Consider the following 14,524-nt stretch of genomic DNA (forward strand, 5'->3'; position numbering starts at 1 on the left):
ATACTAAATGTTATAGACCCATTTTTGTCTTATACTGGGTAAAAGAATTCTTATAGTAAGGTAGAAATAGGAAAAGGCCTTGCTTTTTTGTACTGATTGTAATAAACTATTAAAGTACTTGCGATTTCGTAAGTATTTTGTTCTGTGTTTATAAATAAGCTAAGATGTGAAAGGTTGCGACACACCCGGCCGCTTTGCCACGAGTGAATCGGTAATTTTCACGGAGCTAGTCTTATTTTAAAAATAGACGAAGGAGGGAACATCATGGCAAAACAAAAAATTCGTATTCGCTTAAAAGCATACGAACATCGTATTTTAGATCAATCTGCTGATAAGATTGTTGAAACAGCAAAGAGAACAGGTGCTCAAATTTCTGGCCCAATTCCTTTGCCAACAGAACGGACATTATATACAGTTATCCGTTCACCACACAAAGATAAGGATTCTCGTGAACAATTCGAAATGCGCACACACAAGCGTTTGATCGATATTGTAAATCCTACACCAAAGACAGTTGATTCATTGATGAAACTTGACTTACCATCAGGTGTAGATATCGAAATCAAATTATAATTCTAAATTAATTAAATTGGAGGTGTACTCATGACCACAAAAGGAATCTTAGGAAAAAAGGTAGGTATGACACAAGTCTTTACTGAAGACGGTGAATTAGTACCCGTAACAGTTGTTGAAGTTGGCTCAAACGTTGTTATGCAAGTTAAGACAATGGAAAATGACGGTTACGAAGCTATTCAATTAGGTTTTGATGACCAACGTGAAGTTAAGACTAACAAACCTGCCAAGGGTCATGCAGCAAAAGCTAAAACTGCTCCTAAGCGCTTCGTTCGTGAAATTCGCGGTGTAGAGCTTGGAGAATATAACGTTGGTGACGAAATCAAAGCTGATATTTTCGAAGCTGGCGAATTTGTAGATGTAACAGGTACTTCAAAGGGACACGGTTTCCAAGGTAACATCAAGCGTTGGGGCCAAAGTCGTGGACCAATGGCACACGGTTCTCGTTATCACCGTCGTCCAGGTTCAATGGGTTCAATCATTAACCGTGTATTCCCTGGTAAGGTATTACCTGGTCGCATGGGTGGCAAACGAGTTACAATCCAAAACTTGGAAATCGTTAAAGCTGATACAGAAAATGGCGTACTTTTAATCAAGGGTAACATTCCAGGCGCAAACAAGTCATTTGTTACTATTAAAAGTACAGTGAAATAATTAGATGAAGGGAGGAAACTTACATGCCAAAGGTTACATTATTCAACCAAGACGGTAGCAAAAACGGTGAAGTTTCATTAAACGACACAGTTTTTGGTATCGAACCAAACGACAGCGTAATTTTTGATGCAGTATTGATGCAACGTGCTTCAATGCGTCAAGGGACACACGCTGTAAAGAACAGAAGTGCCGTACGTGGCGGTGGTAAGAAGCCATGGCGTCAAAAGGGTACAGGTCGTGCTCGTCAAGGTTCAATCCGTTCACCACAATGGGTAGGCGGTGGTACCGTATTCGGACCAACACCTCGTTCATACGCTTACAAACTTCCACGCAAAGTTCGTCGCTTAGCTATTAAGTCAGTACTTTCACAAAAAGTATTAGATGAAGGCTTAGTTGTTGTTAATGAATTGAAATTCGAACAACCAAGAACAAAAGCATTTGCAGAAGTTTTAAGCAACTTAGATGTTAATTCAAAGGTATTAGTAGTTCTTGAAGATGACAATGCAAACGCTGCTTTAGCTGCTCGGAACTTAAAGAATGTTACAGTTATCCCAGCTAAAGGTTTGAACGTCTTAGATGTTATCAACAACGATAAGATGGTCATCACTAAAGGAGCTCTTTCTCAAGTAGAGGAGGTTCTTGCATAATGGAATCACGCGATGTAATTTTACGTCCAGTTATCACAGAAGCTTCAATGGCTGATATGGACGATAAACGCTACACATTTGATGTTGATACACGTGCTACAAAGACACAAGTCAAGAGTGCGGTTGAAGACATCTTTGATGTTAAGGTTGCTAAGGTTAACATTATGAATGTTAAGGGTAAAAAGAAGCGCATGGGTCGTTATGAAGGCTACACAAAGAAGCGCCGGAAAGCAATCGTTACATTAACATCAGATTCAAAAGAAATTAAATTATTCGACGAAGAATAATAATATTAAGTAATAGGAGGAAAACACAGTGGGGATCAAGAAATATAAACCAACTTCTAACGGTCGCCGGAATATGACTGGTTCAGACTTTGCTGAAATTACAAAGACAACACCAGAAAAGTCATTACTTGTTTCAAAGAGCAAGACAGCTGGCCGGAACTCATATGGTCACATCACAGTTCGTCACCGTGGTGGCGGTCACAAACGTAAGTACCGTGTGATTGATTTCAAGCGGAACAAAGATAATGTTCCTGCAACAGTAAAAGCAATTGAATATGATCCAAACCGTTCAGCAAACATTGCATTGTTAGTTTATGCTGATGGTACAAAATCATATATCCTTGCTCCTAAAGGTCTTGAAGTAGGCCAAAAGGTTCAATCAGGTAAGGATGCAGATATTAAGGTTGGTAACGCACTTCCATTGGAAAACATTCCTGTTGGTACAGTTATCCACAATATCGAATTAAAGCCAGGTAAGGGTGGACAATTAGTTCGTTCTGCTGGTACATCAGCTCAATTACTTGGTAAAGAAGGTAAGTATGCTATCATCCGTTTAACTTCTGGTGAAGTTCGCATGATTCTTGTAACTTGCCGTGCAACAATTGGTGCTGTTGGTAATGAACAACACGAATTAATCAAGGTTGGTAAAGCTGGTCGTGCTCGTTGGGCAGGCAAGCGTCCACAATCTCGTGGTTCTGTAATGAACCCTAACGATCACCCTCATGGTGGTGGTGAAGGTAAAGCTCCTGTTGGTCGTCCAAGTCCTATGTCACCATGGGGTAAGAAGACTACAGGTCTTAAGACTCGTTCTAAGAAAGCAAGATCCAATAAGTTTATCGTACGTAGCCGTAACAAGAAATAATTTAAAAGCGGCCTAATGATTATATAATCCGGAAGGAGGATTACACTTTGAGTCGTAGTTTGAAAAAAGGACCTTTTGTCGATGAACATTTGATGAAAAAGGTTGAAGCACAAGCTGATCAAGAAAAGAAGTCAGTTATTAAAACATGGTCACGTCGTTCAACAATCTTCCCAAGTTTTATTGGTTATACGATTGCAGTTTATGATGGTCGTAAGCATGTTCCAGTTTATATCCAAGAAGATATGGTTGGACATAAATTAGGTGAATTCGTGCCAACTCGTACATTCCATGGTCATGGAAATGACGACAAGAAAACTGGCGTTAGATAGTTAAGGGAGGATAAAAAATGGCTGAACAAGTTACATCAGCAAAAGCAACTGCCAAGACAGTTCGAATCCCTGCACGTAAAGCACGTCTAGTGATCGATCTTATCCGTGGTAAGAGTGTTGCTGAAGCATTTGGTATCTTGAAGTTTACTCCAAGATCAGGTGCTTACTTAATCGAAAAAGTATTAAAGTCTGCTGTTGCTAATGCAGAAAACAATTTTGACTTAGATGTTGAAGATTTGTATGTAAGCGAAGCTTTTGTAAATGAAGGACCAACTTTACCGAAAACTTTGGAACGCTTCCGTCCTCGTGCTAAAGGTTCCGCTTCTCCAATCAACAAACGTACAAGCCACATTACAATTGTGGTATCTGCTAAATAAGGAGGGATAACGCGTGGGTCAAAAAGTTAATCCAACCGGATTACGTGTCGGTATTATTCGTGACTGGGATGCAAAATGGTACGCTGAAAAAGATTTTGCAACAGATTTACACGAAGACTTACGAATCCGTAAATTCATCGAAAATAAATTAGCCAACGCTTCTGTCTCAACTATTGAAATCGAACGTGCTGCAAAGCGTGTTAACATTTCAATTCATACTGCTAAACCAGGAATGGTTATCGGTAAAGGTGGATCAGAAGTTGAAAAGTTACGTCAAGAATTAAACAAGTTAACTGGTAAACGCGTACACATTAACATTGTTGAAATTAAGAAACCAGACTTAGATGCTAAGTTAGTTGGCGAAAACATTGCACAACAATTGGAAAACCGGATTGCATTCCGGCGTGCAATGAAGCAAGCAATGCAACGTACAATGCGTGCAGGCGCAAAGGGTATCAAAGTTCAAGTTGCAGGTCGTTTAAACGGGGCAGATATGTCACGGGTTGAACACTTCTCAGACGGAACAGTTCCTTTGCATACATTACGCGCTGACATTGACTATGCATGGGTAGAAGCTTCTACAACATACGGTCAATTAGGTGTTAAGGTATGGATTTACCGTGGTGAAGTATTACCAACAAAGAAAAACAACAGTAAAGGAGGGAAATAATCTATGTTAGTACCAAAACGTGTAAAGCACCGTCGTGAATTCCGTGGTCACATGCGTGGCGAAGCTAAGGGTGGCAAGACAGTTACATTTGGTGAATTTGGTTTACAAGCAACTGAATCACACTGGATCACAAACCGTCAAATCGAAGCTGCTCGTATTGCGATGACTCGTTATATGAAGCGTGGCGGAAAAGTTTGGATTAAGATTTTCCCTCACAAATCATATACTGCTAAAGCTATTGGTGTTCGTATGGGTTCTGGGAAAGGTACACCAGAAGGCTGGGTAGCTCCAGTAAAGCGCGGCAAGGTTATGTTTGAAATTGCCGGCGTTCCTGAAGAAGTTGCTCGTGAAGCTTTCCGTTTAGCTTCCCACAAGCTCCCAGTGAAGACTAAGTTTGTAAAACGTGAGGAAGTAGGTGGCGAATCAAATGAAGGCTAAAGAAATTAATGAATTAACCACTGCTGAAATGCTTGAAAAAGAAAAGCAATATAAAGAAGAATTATTTAACTTACGCTTCCAATTAGCTACCGGTCAATTGGAAAACACTGCTCGGTTAAAAGCAGTTCGTAAGAACATTGCACGTATTAAAACTGCATTACGTCAAGCAGAATTAAACAAATAAGAATACGAAAAGGAGGCTAATTTCGCATGAGTGAAACTCGTAATCACCGTAAAGTTTATCAAGGACGCGTTGTCTCAGATAAAATGGATAAAACAATCACGGTTGCTGTTGAAACTTATGTTAACCACAAGGTTTACGGTAAGCGTGTTAAGTACACAAAGAAATTCAAAGCTCACGACGAAAACAACGAAGCAAAAGTTGGCGATATCGTAAAGATTATGGAAACACGTCCATTGTCAGCTACAAAACGTTTCCGTTTATTAGAAATTGTTGAAAAAGCAGTTATTCTTTAATGAATAACCCAAAGAACTAATTCGTATTCTACTAATTATCTAATAGCGAAAGGAGGACACTTACTGTGATCCAACAAGAAAGTCGTTTAAAAGTCGCTGATAACTCAGGAGCACGTGAACTCTTAGTAATCAAGATCTTAGGTGGTTCTCGTGTTAAGACTGCTAACATCGGTGACATCATTGTTGCTACTGTTAAACAAGCAACACCAGGTGGCGTTGTCAAAAAAGGCGATGTTGTAAAAGCTGTTGTTGTTCGTACAAAGTCTGGCGTACACCGTGCTGATGGCTCATACATCAAATTTGATGAAAATGCTGCAGTAATCATTAGTGATGATAAGTCACCTAAAGGTACACGTATTTTCGGACCAATCGCCCGTGAATTACGTGATGGAAACTTCATGAAGATCGTTTCCTTAGCACCTGAAGTATTATAATGAACCATTAGTTGATAAGGAGGTGCACAAGCAATATGTTCATCAAAAAGAATGATAAAGTTAAAGTAATCGCCGGTAAAGATAAAGGCAAAGAAGGTACAGTTGAAAAAGTATTTCCTTCAAAAGAACGTGTAATCGTTAAAGGCGTAAACATCGTTAAGAAGCACCAAAAACCAACTAACGCAAATCCAAATGGTGGAATTGTTGAAGTTGAAGCACCGATTCATGTTTCTAACGTTATGCTTATCGATCCTTCAAACAATGAACCAACACGGGTTGGCTTCAAGATTGAAGATGGCAAGAAAGTACGTGTTTCTAAAAAGACAGGTAAAACATTGTAATAAAGGAAGGAGGATACTTTCTTCATGGAAAATCGCTTAAAAGAAAAGTATGATAAAGAAATCGTTCCATCAATGATGGAAAAATTCAATTATACATCAGTAATGCAAGCACCAAAGATTGATAAAATCGTTATCAACATGGGTGTTGGTGATGCTGTAAGTAACGCTAAAAACTTAGACGAAGCAGTTGAAGAATTAACTTTGATTGCTGGTCAAAAACCAGTTATCACACGTGCTAAGAAATCAATCGCTGGTTTTCGTTTACGTGAAGGTAACGCAATTGGTTGCAAAGTTACATTACGTGGTCAACGGATGTACGAATTCTTAGACAAGTTGATCTCAGTTTCATTACCACGTGTTCGTGACTTCCATGGTATCAGCAAACGTGCGTTTGATGGTCGTGGGAACTACACACTTGGAATCAAGGAACAATTGATCTTCCCAGAAATTGACTTCGATAACGTTAACAAGGTTCGTGGAATGGACATTGTAATCGTAACAACTGCTAACACAGACGAAGAATCAAAAGAATTATTAACTCAATTAGGAATGCCATTCGCTAAGTAGTAAGGGGGTTTCACATTGGCTAAAAAGTCACAAATTGCAAAGAATAAACGTGCTGCTAAGTTCTCAACACAAGAATATACTCGTTGCGAACGTTGTGGTCGTCCACATTCTGTATATCGTAAATTTAAGTTATGTCGTATCTGCCTTCGTGAACTTGCTCATAAGGGTCAAATCCCTGGCATGAAAAAGGCTAGCTGGTAATCCATAATAAAGTAAGTAAGGAGGCAAAATAATATGGCAATGACTGATCCAATTGCAGACTTCTTAACACGCATTCGCAATGCTAACATGGCAAAGCACGAATCATTAGAAGTACCTGCATCAAAAATTAAGCGGAGTATTGCTGAAATTCTTAAGAACGAAGGTTTCATTCGCGATTATGAATTTATCGAAGATAACAAACAAGGCATTATCCGTGTATTCTTGAAATATGGTAAAAATGGTGAACGCGTAATCTCAGGGATTCGTCGGATCTCAAAACCGGGTTTACGTTCATACGTTAAAGCTGATGCTGTGCCAAAGGTTCTTAACGGCTTAGGAATCGCTATTTTGTCAACATCTGAAGGTGTTATGACAGATAAAGATGCCCGTGCTAAGAAAATCGGTGGCGAAGTAATCGCTTATATCTGGTAATATTTTAAAGAGTAAGGAGGTGTCTGGCTCGTGAGTCGTATTGGATATAAAGTTGTTGAATTACCTGCAGGCGTTGAAGTAAAACAAGACGGTAACATGGTTACTGTTAAGGGCCCAAAGGGTGAATTAACACGTGAATTTTCTGATAAAATTTCAATGAAGATCGAAGGAACAACTGTTTCTTTTGACCGTTCATCAGATGATAACAAGACAAAAGCACTTCACGGAACAACACGTGCAAACTTCAATAACATGGTTGTTGGGGTTACAGAAGGCTTCAAGAAGGAACTTGAACTTCGCGGGGTTGGTTACCGTGCACAAATGAAGGGTAACACACTTGTATTGAGTGTTGGTTACTCACACCCTGTTGAATTTGAACAAACAGATGATGTTAAGTTTGAAACTCCTTCAGCAACATCAATCGTTGTTTCAGGAATCAACAAGGAAGTTGTTGGTGACATGGCTGCACGGATCCGTGCTGTCCGTGCTCCAGAACCTTACAAAGGTAAAGGTATTCGTTATGTTGGCGAATATGTACGCCGTAAGGAAGGTAAGACTGGTAAATAATGCAGCATAGGCTGTTAAATAAAATTAAGAGGTGAAAATCGTGATTTCTAAACCAGATAAAAACAAAACACGCCAAAGACGTCATATGCGTGTTCGCAATAAAATCTCTGGTACTGCTGAGTGCCCACGCTTAAATGTTTATCGTTCAAACAAAAACATCTACGCTCAAGTAATTGATGACGTAGCGGGTGTGACGCTAGTTAGTGCCTCTACATTAGACAGCGAAGTAAGTGGCAACACAAAGACTGAGCAAGCTGCTTCAGTTGGTGAAGTCGTTGCTAAACGTGCTGTAGAAAAAGGTATCAAAGAAGTTGTATTTGACCGTGGTGGATACCTCTACCATGGACGTGTTGAAGCTTTAGCAGAAGCTGCTCGCGAAAATGGCTTAGACTTTTAATAGAAGGAGGAAATAACGTTTATGGCTTTTATTGATCCAGCTCAATTAGATTTAGAAGATCGTGTCGTTGCTATTAACCGGATTACTAAAGTTGTAAAAGGTGGACGTCGTTTACGTTTCGCTGCTTTAGTAATCGTTGGCGATCACAATGGTCATGTAGGTTTTGGAACTGGTAAGGCTCAAGAAGTTCCAGAAGCAATCCGCAAGGCTGTTGACGCTGCTCGTAAGAACTTAATCGAAGTTCCTGTTGTTGGAACAACTATTCCTCATGAAGTTCTCGGTCAATACAGCGGTAGCCGCATTATGTTGAAGCCAGCTGAAGCTGGTTCTGGGGTTGCTGCAGGTGGTGCGGTTCGTGCCGTTATGGAACTTGCAGGTATTGATGATATTACAAGTAAGTCATTAGGTTCTAACACACCAATCAACGTTGTTCGTGCAGCAATGGATGGTTTATCACAATTGAAGAGTGCTGAACAAGTTGCTTCATTACGTGGAGTTTCAGTTCAACACTTAGCAGAATAAGGAGGACTTAGATTATGGCTCAATTGAAAGTTACTTTAGTTCGTTCAGTCATTGGACGTCCTCAAAAACAACGCGAAATTGTTAAAGGCTTAGGCCTTGGTCGTGTTCATAGTTCTGTTATTGTTCCTGATAACGTTGCAATGCGGGGAGCAATTCGGAAAATCAATCATTTAGTGGACGTTGAATTGGCTAAATAGTCAATATTTAGTTAGAGGGAGGTGCCGAACCTAATGAAGTTAAATGAATTAAAACCAGCAGAAGGTTCACGTCAAGTAAGAAATCGGGTTGGTCGTGGAACTTCTTCAGGTAACGGAAAGACTGCAGGTCGTGGTCAAAAAGGTCAAAAAGCACGTGGTAAAGTTCGTTTAGGATTTGAAGGTGGCCAAATGCCATTATTCCGGCGGATGCCAAAACGTGGTTTTAAGAACATCAACCGCGTTGAATATGCAGTTGTAAACATTGAAAAATTAAACAAATTTGAAGACGGTACAGAAGTTACACCAACATTGTTGGTTGAATCAGGTATCGTTAAGAACGAAAAAGATGGTATCAAGATCTTAGGCAATGGTGAATTAAAGAAGAAGTTAACTGTTAAGGCTAACAAGTTCTCAGCATCAGCTAAGAGTGCCATCGAAGCAGCAGGCGGTCAAGCCGAGGTGATGTAATAGATGCTTAAGACAATGAAGAACGCCCTTGCTGATAAAGAAATTCGAAAGAAAATCTTATTCACGTTGGGTGTCTTGATTGTATTTCGCTTAGGCACATACATTACTGTCCCTGGGATCAACGCAAAAGCATTAGCGAGTGTTGCATCTTCAGGGTTAATTAGTATGTTAAATACTTTCAGTGGTGGCGGTCTGACCAACTATTCAATTTTAGCGATGGGGGTTTCACCATACATTACCGCCCAAATTGTTGTTCAACTTTTGCAAATGGATATTGTTCCGAAATTTGTAGAGTGGAGTAAGCAAGGTGAAGTTGGACGGCGTAAATTGAATCAGGTTACCCGTTATTTAACAATTGTGCTTGCGTTTGTACAATCAATCGGGATTACAGCTGGTTTCAACGCTTTGAGTAGTCTTCACTTAGTTCAAAACCCAAGTGTTCAAACTTACGTATGTATTGGTGTGATTTTAACAGCTGGTACAATGTTTGCTACTTGGTTAGGTGATATGATTACTGATCGGGGAATCGGCAATGGGATTTCAATCATTATTATGGCCGGAATCCTTGCGCGGGTCCCAGTTGGAATTAAGCAAATTTATCAAGAAGAGTTTGTTCATGTAAGTAAATCGCAACTTTGGCATTCAGTATTGTATTGTGTTGTTCTCTTGTTAGTTGTCCTTGTGATCGTGACATTTGTTACATATGTTCAACAAGCTAATTACAAGATTCCGATTCAATATACAAGACGGGTTGCAGGTTCTTCAGAAAACTCATACTTACCATTAAAAGTTAACGTTGCTGGAGTTATTCCTGTTATCTTTGCCAGTTCATTTATTGCAACGATTCAAACAATCTTGATGGCCTTCACAAGAACTCATTCAGGTGATGGATGGTATCAAACATTGTCGAATATTTTCAATATGCAGACAGTGCCAGGAATGATTTTGTACACAGTCTTAATTATTCTGTTTACATTCTTCTATGCGTTTGTTCAAGTTAACCCTGAAAAGTTATCAGAAAACTTACAAAAGCAAGGAAGCTACATTCCATCTGTATGGCCCGGAAAAGAAACTGAAAAGTATGTATCTCGTTTATTGATGAGATTAAGTACTGTTGGTTCACTTTTCTTAGGATTCGTTTCATTGATTCCTTTAGTCGCATCAAGCGTTTGGGGATTGAATGAATCAATCGGTTTAGGTGGTACTAGTTTGCTGATTGTTGTAGGGGTAACCCTTGAAACAATGCGACAAATTGAAGGTATGATGATGAAACGCGAATATGTTGGATTTATTCGTGAGTAGTTAAGTTAGTTATTAAAAGGACTCGTAAGAAATTACGGGTTCTTTTTGTTTTTGATAAACTTTTATCTTTAAAAAAATTGGGTTATAATACGTTAGTGAATTTATTTAAAGGAGAAATTTAAATGGCATTGAATTTAATGTTAATGGGTCTTCCTGGCGCAGGAAAGGGTACTCAAGCAGAAAAAATTATTGATGAATATCACATTCCACACATTTCAACGGGTGATATTTTCCGGGCTGCAATGCAAAACGGAACTGAAATGGGTCTTGAAGCTAAGAAATACATCGATAAGGGTGAATTGGTTCCAGATGAAGTTACAAATGGAATCGTCAAGGATCGTTTAAGTGAAGACGATGTGAATGATGGTTACATGTTAGACGGTTTCCCACGGAACATGGCTCAGGCAGAAGCATTAGACAAGTTTGGCGCTGAATTAGGCAAACCACTTAACTGCGTAATCAACATCAAAGTTGATCCAGATTCATTAATGGAACGGTTAACAGCCCGTTACATTTGCAAGAACTGCGGTGCAACTTACAACAAGTTGTTTAACCCAACGAAGGTTGAAGGCACTTGTGATCGTTGCGGCGGTCACGAATTCTTCCAACGGGATGATGATAAGCCAGAAACCGTTAAGAATCGGTTAGACGTTAATATCAAGATGAACACTCCATTGTTAGATTTCTACCGTGAAAAGGGAATTTTACATGAAGTAAATGGAAACCAAACAATTGATGATGTGTTCGCTGACATCAAGAAAGTTTTGGACTCAATTAAATAATCGCGAGAAAACCTGGATTATAAGCCATAACGTATTGCATTTTAGATTTACGTGTGGTATCATAATTCAGGTTTATCTTTTCAATAGGTCTAGTTTGCCGCAAAAGCTACTGGATCAGCGAAAATAACTGTTTTCGTTTAAAGTTTTCAAACCATATTAAGGAGGTACTTTTGCGTGGCGAAAGATGATGTGATTGAAATTGAAGGTACGATCAAAGAAACGTTGCCAAATGCGATGTTCAAAGTTGAACTCGAAAATGGACACGAAATTTTAGCTCACGTTTCCGGTAAGATTCGTATGCATTATATTCGTATTTTACCTGGGGATCGGGTTACCGTTGAAATGTCCCCTTACGATTTGACTAAGGGTCGCATTACCTATCGCTTTAAATAGATTGTACTTCAGTAATTTATAGGAGGTATGATTCATGAAAGTAAGACCATCAGTTAAACCAATGTGCGAACACTGCAAAGTTATCAAACGTAAAGGTCGCGTTATGGTTATTTGCAGCAATCCAAAGCACAAACAACGTCAAGGTTAATTTTTAAGGAGGTGTAATTGTAATGGCTCGTATTGCAGGTATCGATTTACCACGTGACAAGCGTATCGTAATCGGATTAACTTACATTTATGGAATCGGTAATACAACAGCAAAGAAGATCCTTGCTGCTGCTGGTGTTTCAGAAGACGTTCGTGTACGCGACTTAACTCCTGATCAAGAAGATAAGATTCGTGCTGAAGTTGATAACTACAAGGTTGAAGGTGACCTTCGCCGTGAAGTATCAATGAACATTAAGCGTCTTTCAGAAATTGGCTCTTACCGTGGCATGCGTCACCGTCGCCACTTACCTGTTCGTGGTCAAAACACCAAGAACAACGCGCGGACACGCAAAGGCCCAGCAATTTCAATTGCAGGGAAGAAGAAATAATAATTAGAAGGAGGGAAAACGTTCATGGCTGTTAAGAAATCACGTAAGCGTCGTGTAAAGAAGAATATTGAAACGGGTGTTGCTCACATTCACTCAACATTCAACAATACACTTGTTATGATTACTGATGTTCACGGAAATGCCGTTGCATGGTCATCAGCAGGTGCATTAGGTTTCAAAGGCTCACGGAAGTCAACCCCATTTGCTGCTCAAATGGCTTCAGAAGCTGCAGCTAAGGGTGCAATGGATCACGGAATGAAGACTGTTGAAGTTTCAGTTAAGGGTCCTGGTTCAGGTCGTGAAGCAGCAATTCGTGCTCTTCAAACAACTGGTTTGGAAGTTACATCAATTAAGGATGTTACACCAGTTCCTCATAACGGATGCCGTCCTCCAAAACGTCGTCGTGTTTAATGTGGATTCGTATTCATTTTGAGGGTAACTTCATTTTGTTTTTGCCAGATTACACGTTACGTTTTGAAAGGGGTAGACAAATAGCATGATCGAATTCGAAAAACCAAAGATTCACACAATTGAAGAAAACAATGACTACGGTAAATTTGTTGTCGAACCGTTGGAACGTGGTTATGGTACTACGTTAGGAAATTCTTTACGGAGAATTTTACTTTCATCATTACCAGGTGCAGCGATTACTGATGTTCAAATTGATGGTGTTTTGCATGAATTTTCAACTGTTGAAGGTGTCATGGAGGACGTAACAACCATTATCTTGAACTTGAAGAAGGTTGCTTTAAAGATGGACACTGAAGAACCTCAAATCCTCGAGATTGATGTTACAGGTGCCAAAGAAGTTAAAGCAGGCGATATTCACTGCGGTGCTGATGTTGAAGTTTTGAATCCAGAATTGTACATTTGTACAGTTGCTGAAGGAGCTTCATTCCATGTTCGAATGACTGCTAATAAAGGTCGTGGATATGTTTCTGCTACAGAAAACAAAGCTAAAGCAGATGATATGCCGATTGGTGTTTTAGCAATCGACTCAATTTATACCCCAATTGAACGTGTAAACTACCAAGTAGAAAAGACACGTGTTGGTCAAAAAAATGATTATGATAAATTGACATTGGATGTTTGGACAAACGGTTCAATTACTCCAAGTGAAGCAATCAGTTTATCAGCTAAGATTTTAACAGAGCACTTATCAATCTTCGTTAACTTGACTGATGAAGCAAAGAACGCTGAAGTCATGGTTGAAAAGGAAGAAACTCATAAAGAAAAGATGCTCGAAATGACAATTGAAGACTTAGACTTATCAGTTCGTTCATACAACTGCTTGAAGCGTGCTGGAATCAATACGGTTCAAGAATTAACTGACAAGACTGAAGCTGACATGATGAAGGTTCGGAATCTGGGCCGGAAGTCACTTGAAGAAGTTAAGTCAAAACTTGCTGATTTAGGTCTTTCATTACGTCATGATGACTAATTAGAATTAAAGGAGGGAAACTATTCATGGCTTACCGGAAATTAGGTCGCACAAGCGGACACCGTAAATCAATGTTACGGAACTTAACAACAGATGTAATCGTTAACGGCAAGATCGTTACAACTGAACAACGTGCTAAAGAAGTTCGTCGCCAAGTTGAAAAGATGATCACTTTAGGTAAAAAAGGTGATTTAACATCACGTCGGCGGGCAGCTGCTTACTTAATGGATGTTGTTGCAGACGTTAAGGAAGATGGCGATGACATCGTTGTTCAAACAGCTTTACAAAAGTTGTTTGATGAAGTTGCTCCACGGTTCAAGGATCGGAATGGTGGTTACACACGGATCATCAAGATGCAAGAACGCCGTGGCGATGCTGCTAAGATGGCAGTTCTTGAATTAGTAGACTAATTTAATTACTAATACTAAAATAAATTATATTTTGTGTCACTTTTATAACGACAACGGGCGTTACGATGGTGGGAAACCTAGTCTAGTCCTAAGTAGTACGGTTGTACGAAAATCGTTATAAAAAGTGATTTTTTTGTTAGATATTGTTTTCAAATGATTGTGAATTAGAAGGATTGGATGAATGTCCAATCCTTTTTTGTTTTGGCTCTTTGTCAAATCG

The 14,524-nt window shown here is 39.4% G+C and carries 29 protein-coding genes; all 29 read left to right on the forward strand.

Annotation, left to right across the window (positions count from 1 at the left end):
* Positions 1-264 precede the first annotated feature (264 nt).
* Positions 265-573: a 30S ribosomal protein S10 gene (gene rpsJ / locus A3O17_RS02005; RefSeq protein ID WP_057826627.1), complete on the forward strand. Its 309-nt coding sequence runs from the start codon at positions 265-267 to the stop codon at positions 571-573.
* A 30-nt stretch (positions 574-603) separates the two neighbouring features.
* Positions 604-1,227, forward strand: a complete 624-nt coding sequence (rplC, locus tag A3O17_RS02010) for a 50S ribosomal protein L3 (RefSeq protein ID WP_057826628.1) — start codon at positions 604-606, stop codon at positions 1,225-1,227.
* A gap of 23 nt (positions 1,228-1,250) precedes the next feature.
* Positions 1,251-1,874, forward strand: coding sequence for a 50S ribosomal protein L4 (gene rplD / locus A3O17_RS02015; protein WP_057826629.1), 624 nt, complete (start codon positions 1,251-1,253; stop codon positions 1,872-1,874).
* Positions 1,874-2,161 carry a 50S ribosomal protein L23 gene (gene rplW / locus A3O17_RS02020; protein ID WP_057906207.1) on the forward strand — a complete coding sequence of 96 codons (288 nt, stop codon included), beginning with the start codon at positions 1,874-1,876 and terminating at the stop codon, positions 2,159-2,161. The genes rplD and rplW overlap by 1 nt, the downstream gene beginning before the upstream one ends.
* A 28-nt stretch (positions 2,162-2,189) precedes the next feature.
* Complete coding sequence (gene rplB / locus A3O17_RS02025; RefSeq protein ID WP_064208343.1) at positions 2,190-3,023, forward strand: 50S ribosomal protein L2; 834 nt, start codon at positions 2,190-2,192, stop codon at positions 3,021-3,023.
* A gap of 47 nt (positions 3,024-3,070) precedes the next feature.
* On the forward strand, positions 3,071-3,352 hold the full coding sequence (rpsS, locus tag A3O17_RS02030; RefSeq protein WP_003705314.1) for a 30S ribosomal protein S19: 282 nt from the start codon (positions 3,071-3,073) through the stop codon (positions 3,350-3,352).
* 17 nt (positions 3,353-3,369) lie between these two features.
* Complete coding sequence (gene rplV / locus A3O17_RS02035) at positions 3,370-3,729, forward strand: 50S ribosomal protein L22 (RefSeq protein WP_064208342.1); 360 nt, start codon at positions 3,370-3,372, stop codon at positions 3,727-3,729.
* Positions 3,730-3,742: 13 nt separating this feature from the next.
* Positions 3,743-4,399, forward strand: coding sequence for a 30S ribosomal protein S3 (gene rpsC, locus A3O17_RS02040; RefSeq protein ID WP_057826634.1), 657 nt, complete (start codon positions 3,743-3,745; stop codon positions 4,397-4,399).
* A gap of 3 nt (positions 4,400-4,402) precedes the next feature.
* Entirely contained in the window at positions 4,403-4,837 is a 435-nt protein-coding gene (gene rplP, locus A3O17_RS02045) for a 50S ribosomal protein L16 (protein WP_057826635.1), read from the forward strand.
* A complete protein-coding gene (gene rpmC / locus A3O17_RS02050; RefSeq protein ID WP_057826636.1) occupies positions 4,827-5,021 on the forward strand; it encodes a 50S ribosomal protein L29 in 195 nt (64 codons plus the stop codon). Before rplP ends, rpmC begins: the two co-directional genes overlap by 11 nt.
* 26 nt (positions 5,022-5,047) lie before the next feature.
* Complete coding sequence (gene rpsQ, locus A3O17_RS02055; RefSeq protein ID WP_057826637.1) at positions 5,048-5,314, forward strand: 30S ribosomal protein S17; 267 nt, start codon at positions 5,048-5,050, stop codon at positions 5,312-5,314.
* 65 nt (positions 5,315-5,379) lie between these two features.
* Positions 5,380-5,748, forward strand: coding sequence for a 50S ribosomal protein L14 (gene rplN / locus A3O17_RS02060; RefSeq protein ID WP_057826638.1), 369 nt, complete (start codon positions 5,380-5,382; stop codon positions 5,746-5,748).
* 35 nt (positions 5,749-5,783) lie between these two features.
* Entirely contained in the window at positions 5,784-6,089 is a 306-nt protein-coding gene (rplX, locus tag A3O17_RS02065) for a 50S ribosomal protein L24 (protein ID WP_057826639.1), read from the forward strand.
* A 24-nt stretch (positions 6,090-6,113) separates the two neighbouring features.
* Positions 6,114-6,656 carry a 50S ribosomal protein L5 gene (gene rplE / locus A3O17_RS02070; protein ID WP_057826640.1) on the forward strand — a complete coding sequence of 181 codons (543 nt, stop codon included), beginning with the start codon at positions 6,114-6,116 and terminating at the stop codon, positions 6,654-6,656.
* Between the two features lie 15 nt (positions 6,657-6,671).
* Complete coding sequence (locus A3O17_RS07755) at positions 6,672-6,857, forward strand: type Z 30S ribosomal protein S14 (protein WP_081035599.1); 186 nt, start codon at positions 6,672-6,674, stop codon at positions 6,855-6,857.
* Between the two features lie 33 nt (positions 6,858-6,890).
* A complete protein-coding gene (rpsH, locus tag A3O17_RS02075; protein WP_057826641.1) occupies positions 6,891-7,289 on the forward strand; it encodes a 30S ribosomal protein S8 in 399 nt (132 codons plus the stop codon).
* A gap of 30 nt (positions 7,290-7,319) precedes the next feature.
* Entirely contained in the window at positions 7,320-7,856 is a 537-nt protein-coding gene (gene rplF / locus A3O17_RS02080) for a 50S ribosomal protein L6 (RefSeq protein WP_057826642.1), read from the forward strand.
* Positions 7,857-7,887: 31 nt separating this feature from the next.
* Entirely contained in the window at positions 7,888-8,253 is a 366-nt protein-coding gene (rplR, locus tag A3O17_RS02085) for a 50S ribosomal protein L18 (RefSeq protein WP_057826643.1), read from the forward strand.
* A 21-nt stretch (positions 8,254-8,274) separates the two neighbouring features.
* Positions 8,275-8,775 (forward strand): 30S ribosomal protein S5, encoded by a 501-nt coding sequence (rpsE, locus tag A3O17_RS02090; protein WP_057826644.1) that lies wholly within the window; start codon positions 8,275-8,277, stop codon positions 8,773-8,775.
* A 14-nt stretch (positions 8,776-8,789) separates the two neighbouring features.
* Complete coding sequence (gene rpmD / locus A3O17_RS02095) at positions 8,790-8,972, forward strand: 50S ribosomal protein L30 (protein ID WP_057826645.1); 183 nt, start codon at positions 8,790-8,792, stop codon at positions 8,970-8,972.
* A gap of 33 nt (positions 8,973-9,005) precedes the next feature.
* Positions 9,006-9,440 carry a 50S ribosomal protein L15 gene (rplO, locus tag A3O17_RS02100; protein WP_064208341.1) on the forward strand — a complete coding sequence of 145 codons (435 nt, stop codon included), beginning with the start codon at positions 9,006-9,008 and terminating at the stop codon, positions 9,438-9,440.
* A 3-nt stretch (positions 9,441-9,443) separates the two neighbouring features.
* Positions 9,444-10,742 carry a preprotein translocase subunit SecY gene (gene secY / locus A3O17_RS02105; RefSeq protein WP_064208340.1) on the forward strand — a complete coding sequence of 433 codons (1,299 nt, stop codon included), beginning with the start codon at positions 9,444-9,446 and terminating at the stop codon, positions 10,740-10,742.
* Between the two features lie 122 nt (positions 10,743-10,864).
* On the forward strand, positions 10,865-11,524 hold the full coding sequence (locus A3O17_RS02110) for an adenylate kinase (RefSeq protein WP_064208339.1): 660 nt from the start codon (positions 10,865-10,867) through the stop codon (positions 11,522-11,524).
* A gap of 174 nt (positions 11,525-11,698) precedes the next feature.
* Positions 11,699-11,917 carry a translation initiation factor IF-1 gene (infA, locus tag A3O17_RS02115; protein WP_003692975.1) on the forward strand — a complete coding sequence of 73 codons (219 nt, stop codon included), beginning with the start codon at positions 11,699-11,701 and terminating at the stop codon, positions 11,915-11,917.
* Between the two features lie 34 nt (positions 11,918-11,951).
* Positions 11,952-12,065: a 50S ribosomal protein L36 gene (rpmJ, locus tag A3O17_RS02120; protein ID WP_003689393.1), complete on the forward strand. Its 114-nt coding sequence runs from the start codon at positions 11,952-11,954 to the stop codon at positions 12,063-12,065.
* 22 nt (positions 12,066-12,087) lie between these two features.
* A complete protein-coding gene (gene rpsM / locus A3O17_RS02125; protein ID WP_057826649.1) occupies positions 12,088-12,453 on the forward strand; it encodes a 30S ribosomal protein S13 in 366 nt (121 codons plus the stop codon).
* 24 nt (positions 12,454-12,477) lie between these two features.
* The gene (rpsK, locus tag A3O17_RS02130) at positions 12,478-12,864 is read left to right on the forward strand and encodes a 30S ribosomal protein S11 (protein ID WP_057826650.1); all 387 of its coding nucleotides are present in this window, start codon (positions 12,478-12,480) and stop codon (positions 12,862-12,864) included.
* Positions 12,865-12,949: 85 nt separating this feature from the next.
* Complete coding sequence (locus A3O17_RS02135; RefSeq protein WP_057826651.1) at positions 12,950-13,894, forward strand: DNA-directed RNA polymerase subunit alpha; 945 nt, start codon at positions 12,950-12,952, stop codon at positions 13,892-13,894.
* A 26-nt stretch (positions 13,895-13,920) separates the two neighbouring features.
* Positions 13,921-14,304, forward strand: coding sequence for a 50S ribosomal protein L17 (rplQ, locus tag A3O17_RS02140; protein WP_057826652.1), 384 nt, complete (start codon positions 13,921-13,923; stop codon positions 14,302-14,304).
* The last annotated feature ends 220 nt before the right edge of the window (positions 14,305-14,524 follow it).

The sequence above is a fragment of the Ligilactobacillus aviarius genome, assembly GCF_001654615.1.
GTDB classification, from domain to species: Bacteria; Bacillota; Bacilli; order Lactobacillales; family Lactobacillaceae; genus Ligilactobacillus; species Ligilactobacillus aviarius_B.

Excerpts from the sequence above, each read along its gene's own strand:
- rpmJ (WP_003689393.1), top strand. The coding sequence starts at position 11,952 with ATGAAAGTAAGACCATCAGTTAAACCAATGTGCGAACACTGCAAAGTT.
- rpsM (WP_057826649.1), top strand. The coding sequence starts at position 12,088 with ATGGCTCGTATTGCAGGTATCGATTTACCACGTGACAAGCGTATCGTA.
- rpsK (WP_057826650.1), top strand. The coding sequence starts at position 12,478 with ATGGCTGTTAAGAAATCACGTAAGCGTCGTGTAAAGAAGAATATTGAA.
- rplC (WP_057826628.1), top strand. The coding sequence starts at position 604 with ATGACCACAAAAGGAATCTTAGGAAAAAAGGTAGGTATGACACAAGTC.
- rpsH (WP_057826641.1), top strand. The coding sequence starts at position 6,891 with ATGGCAATGACTGATCCAATTGCAGACTTCTTAACACGCATTCGCAAT.
- rpmC (WP_057826636.1), top strand. The coding sequence starts at position 4,827 with ATGAAGGCTAAAGAAATTAATGAATTAACCACTGCTGAAATGCTTGAA.
- A3O17_RS02135 (WP_057826651.1), top strand. The coding sequence starts at position 12,950 with ATGATCGAATTCGAAAAACCAAAGATTCACACAATTGAAGAAAACAAT.
- rplQ (WP_057826652.1), top strand. The coding sequence starts at position 13,921 with ATGGCTTACCGGAAATTAGGTCGCACAAGCGGACACCGTAAATCAATG.
- rpsQ (WP_057826637.1), top strand. The coding sequence starts at position 5,048 with ATGAGTGAAACTCGTAATCACCGTAAAGTTTATCAAGGACGCGTTGTC.
- rpsE (WP_057826644.1), top strand. The coding sequence starts at position 8,275 with ATGGCTTTTATTGATCCAGCTCAATTAGATTTAGAAGATCGTGTCGTT.
- A3O17_RS02110 (WP_064208339.1), top strand. The coding sequence starts at position 10,865 with ATGGCATTGAATTTAATGTTAATGGGTCTTCCTGGCGCAGGAAAGGGT.
- rplW (WP_057906207.1), top strand. The coding sequence starts at position 1,874 with ATGGAATCACGCGATGTAATTTTACGTCCAGTTATCACAGAAGCTTCA.
- rplV (WP_064208342.1), top strand. The coding sequence starts at position 3,370 with ATGGCTGAACAAGTTACATCAGCAAAAGCAACTGCCAAGACAGTTCGA.
- rplD (WP_057826629.1), top strand. The coding sequence starts at position 1,251 with ATGCCAAAGGTTACATTATTCAACCAAGACGGTAGCAAAAACGGTGAA.
- secY (WP_064208340.1), top strand. The coding sequence starts at position 9,444 with ATGCTTAAGACAATGAAGAACGCCCTTGCTGATAAAGAAATTCGAAAG.
- rplO (WP_064208341.1), top strand. The coding sequence starts at position 9,006 with ATGAAGTTAAATGAATTAAAACCAGCAGAAGGTTCACGTCAAGTAAGA.
- rplE (WP_057826640.1), top strand. The coding sequence starts at position 6,114 with ATGGAAAATCGCTTAAAAGAAAAGTATGATAAAGAAATCGTTCCATCA.
- rpsJ (WP_057826627.1), top strand. The coding sequence starts at position 265 with ATGGCAAAACAAAAAATTCGTATTCGCTTAAAAGCATACGAACATCGT.
- rpmD (WP_057826645.1), top strand. The coding sequence starts at position 8,790 with ATGGCTCAATTGAAAGTTACTTTAGTTCGTTCAGTCATTGGACGTCCT.
- rplX (WP_057826639.1), top strand. The coding sequence starts at position 5,784 with ATGTTCATCAAAAAGAATGATAAAGTTAAAGTAATCGCCGGTAAAGAT.
- rplP (WP_057826635.1), top strand. The coding sequence starts at position 4,403 with ATGTTAGTACCAAAACGTGTAAAGCACCGTCGTGAATTCCGTGGTCAC.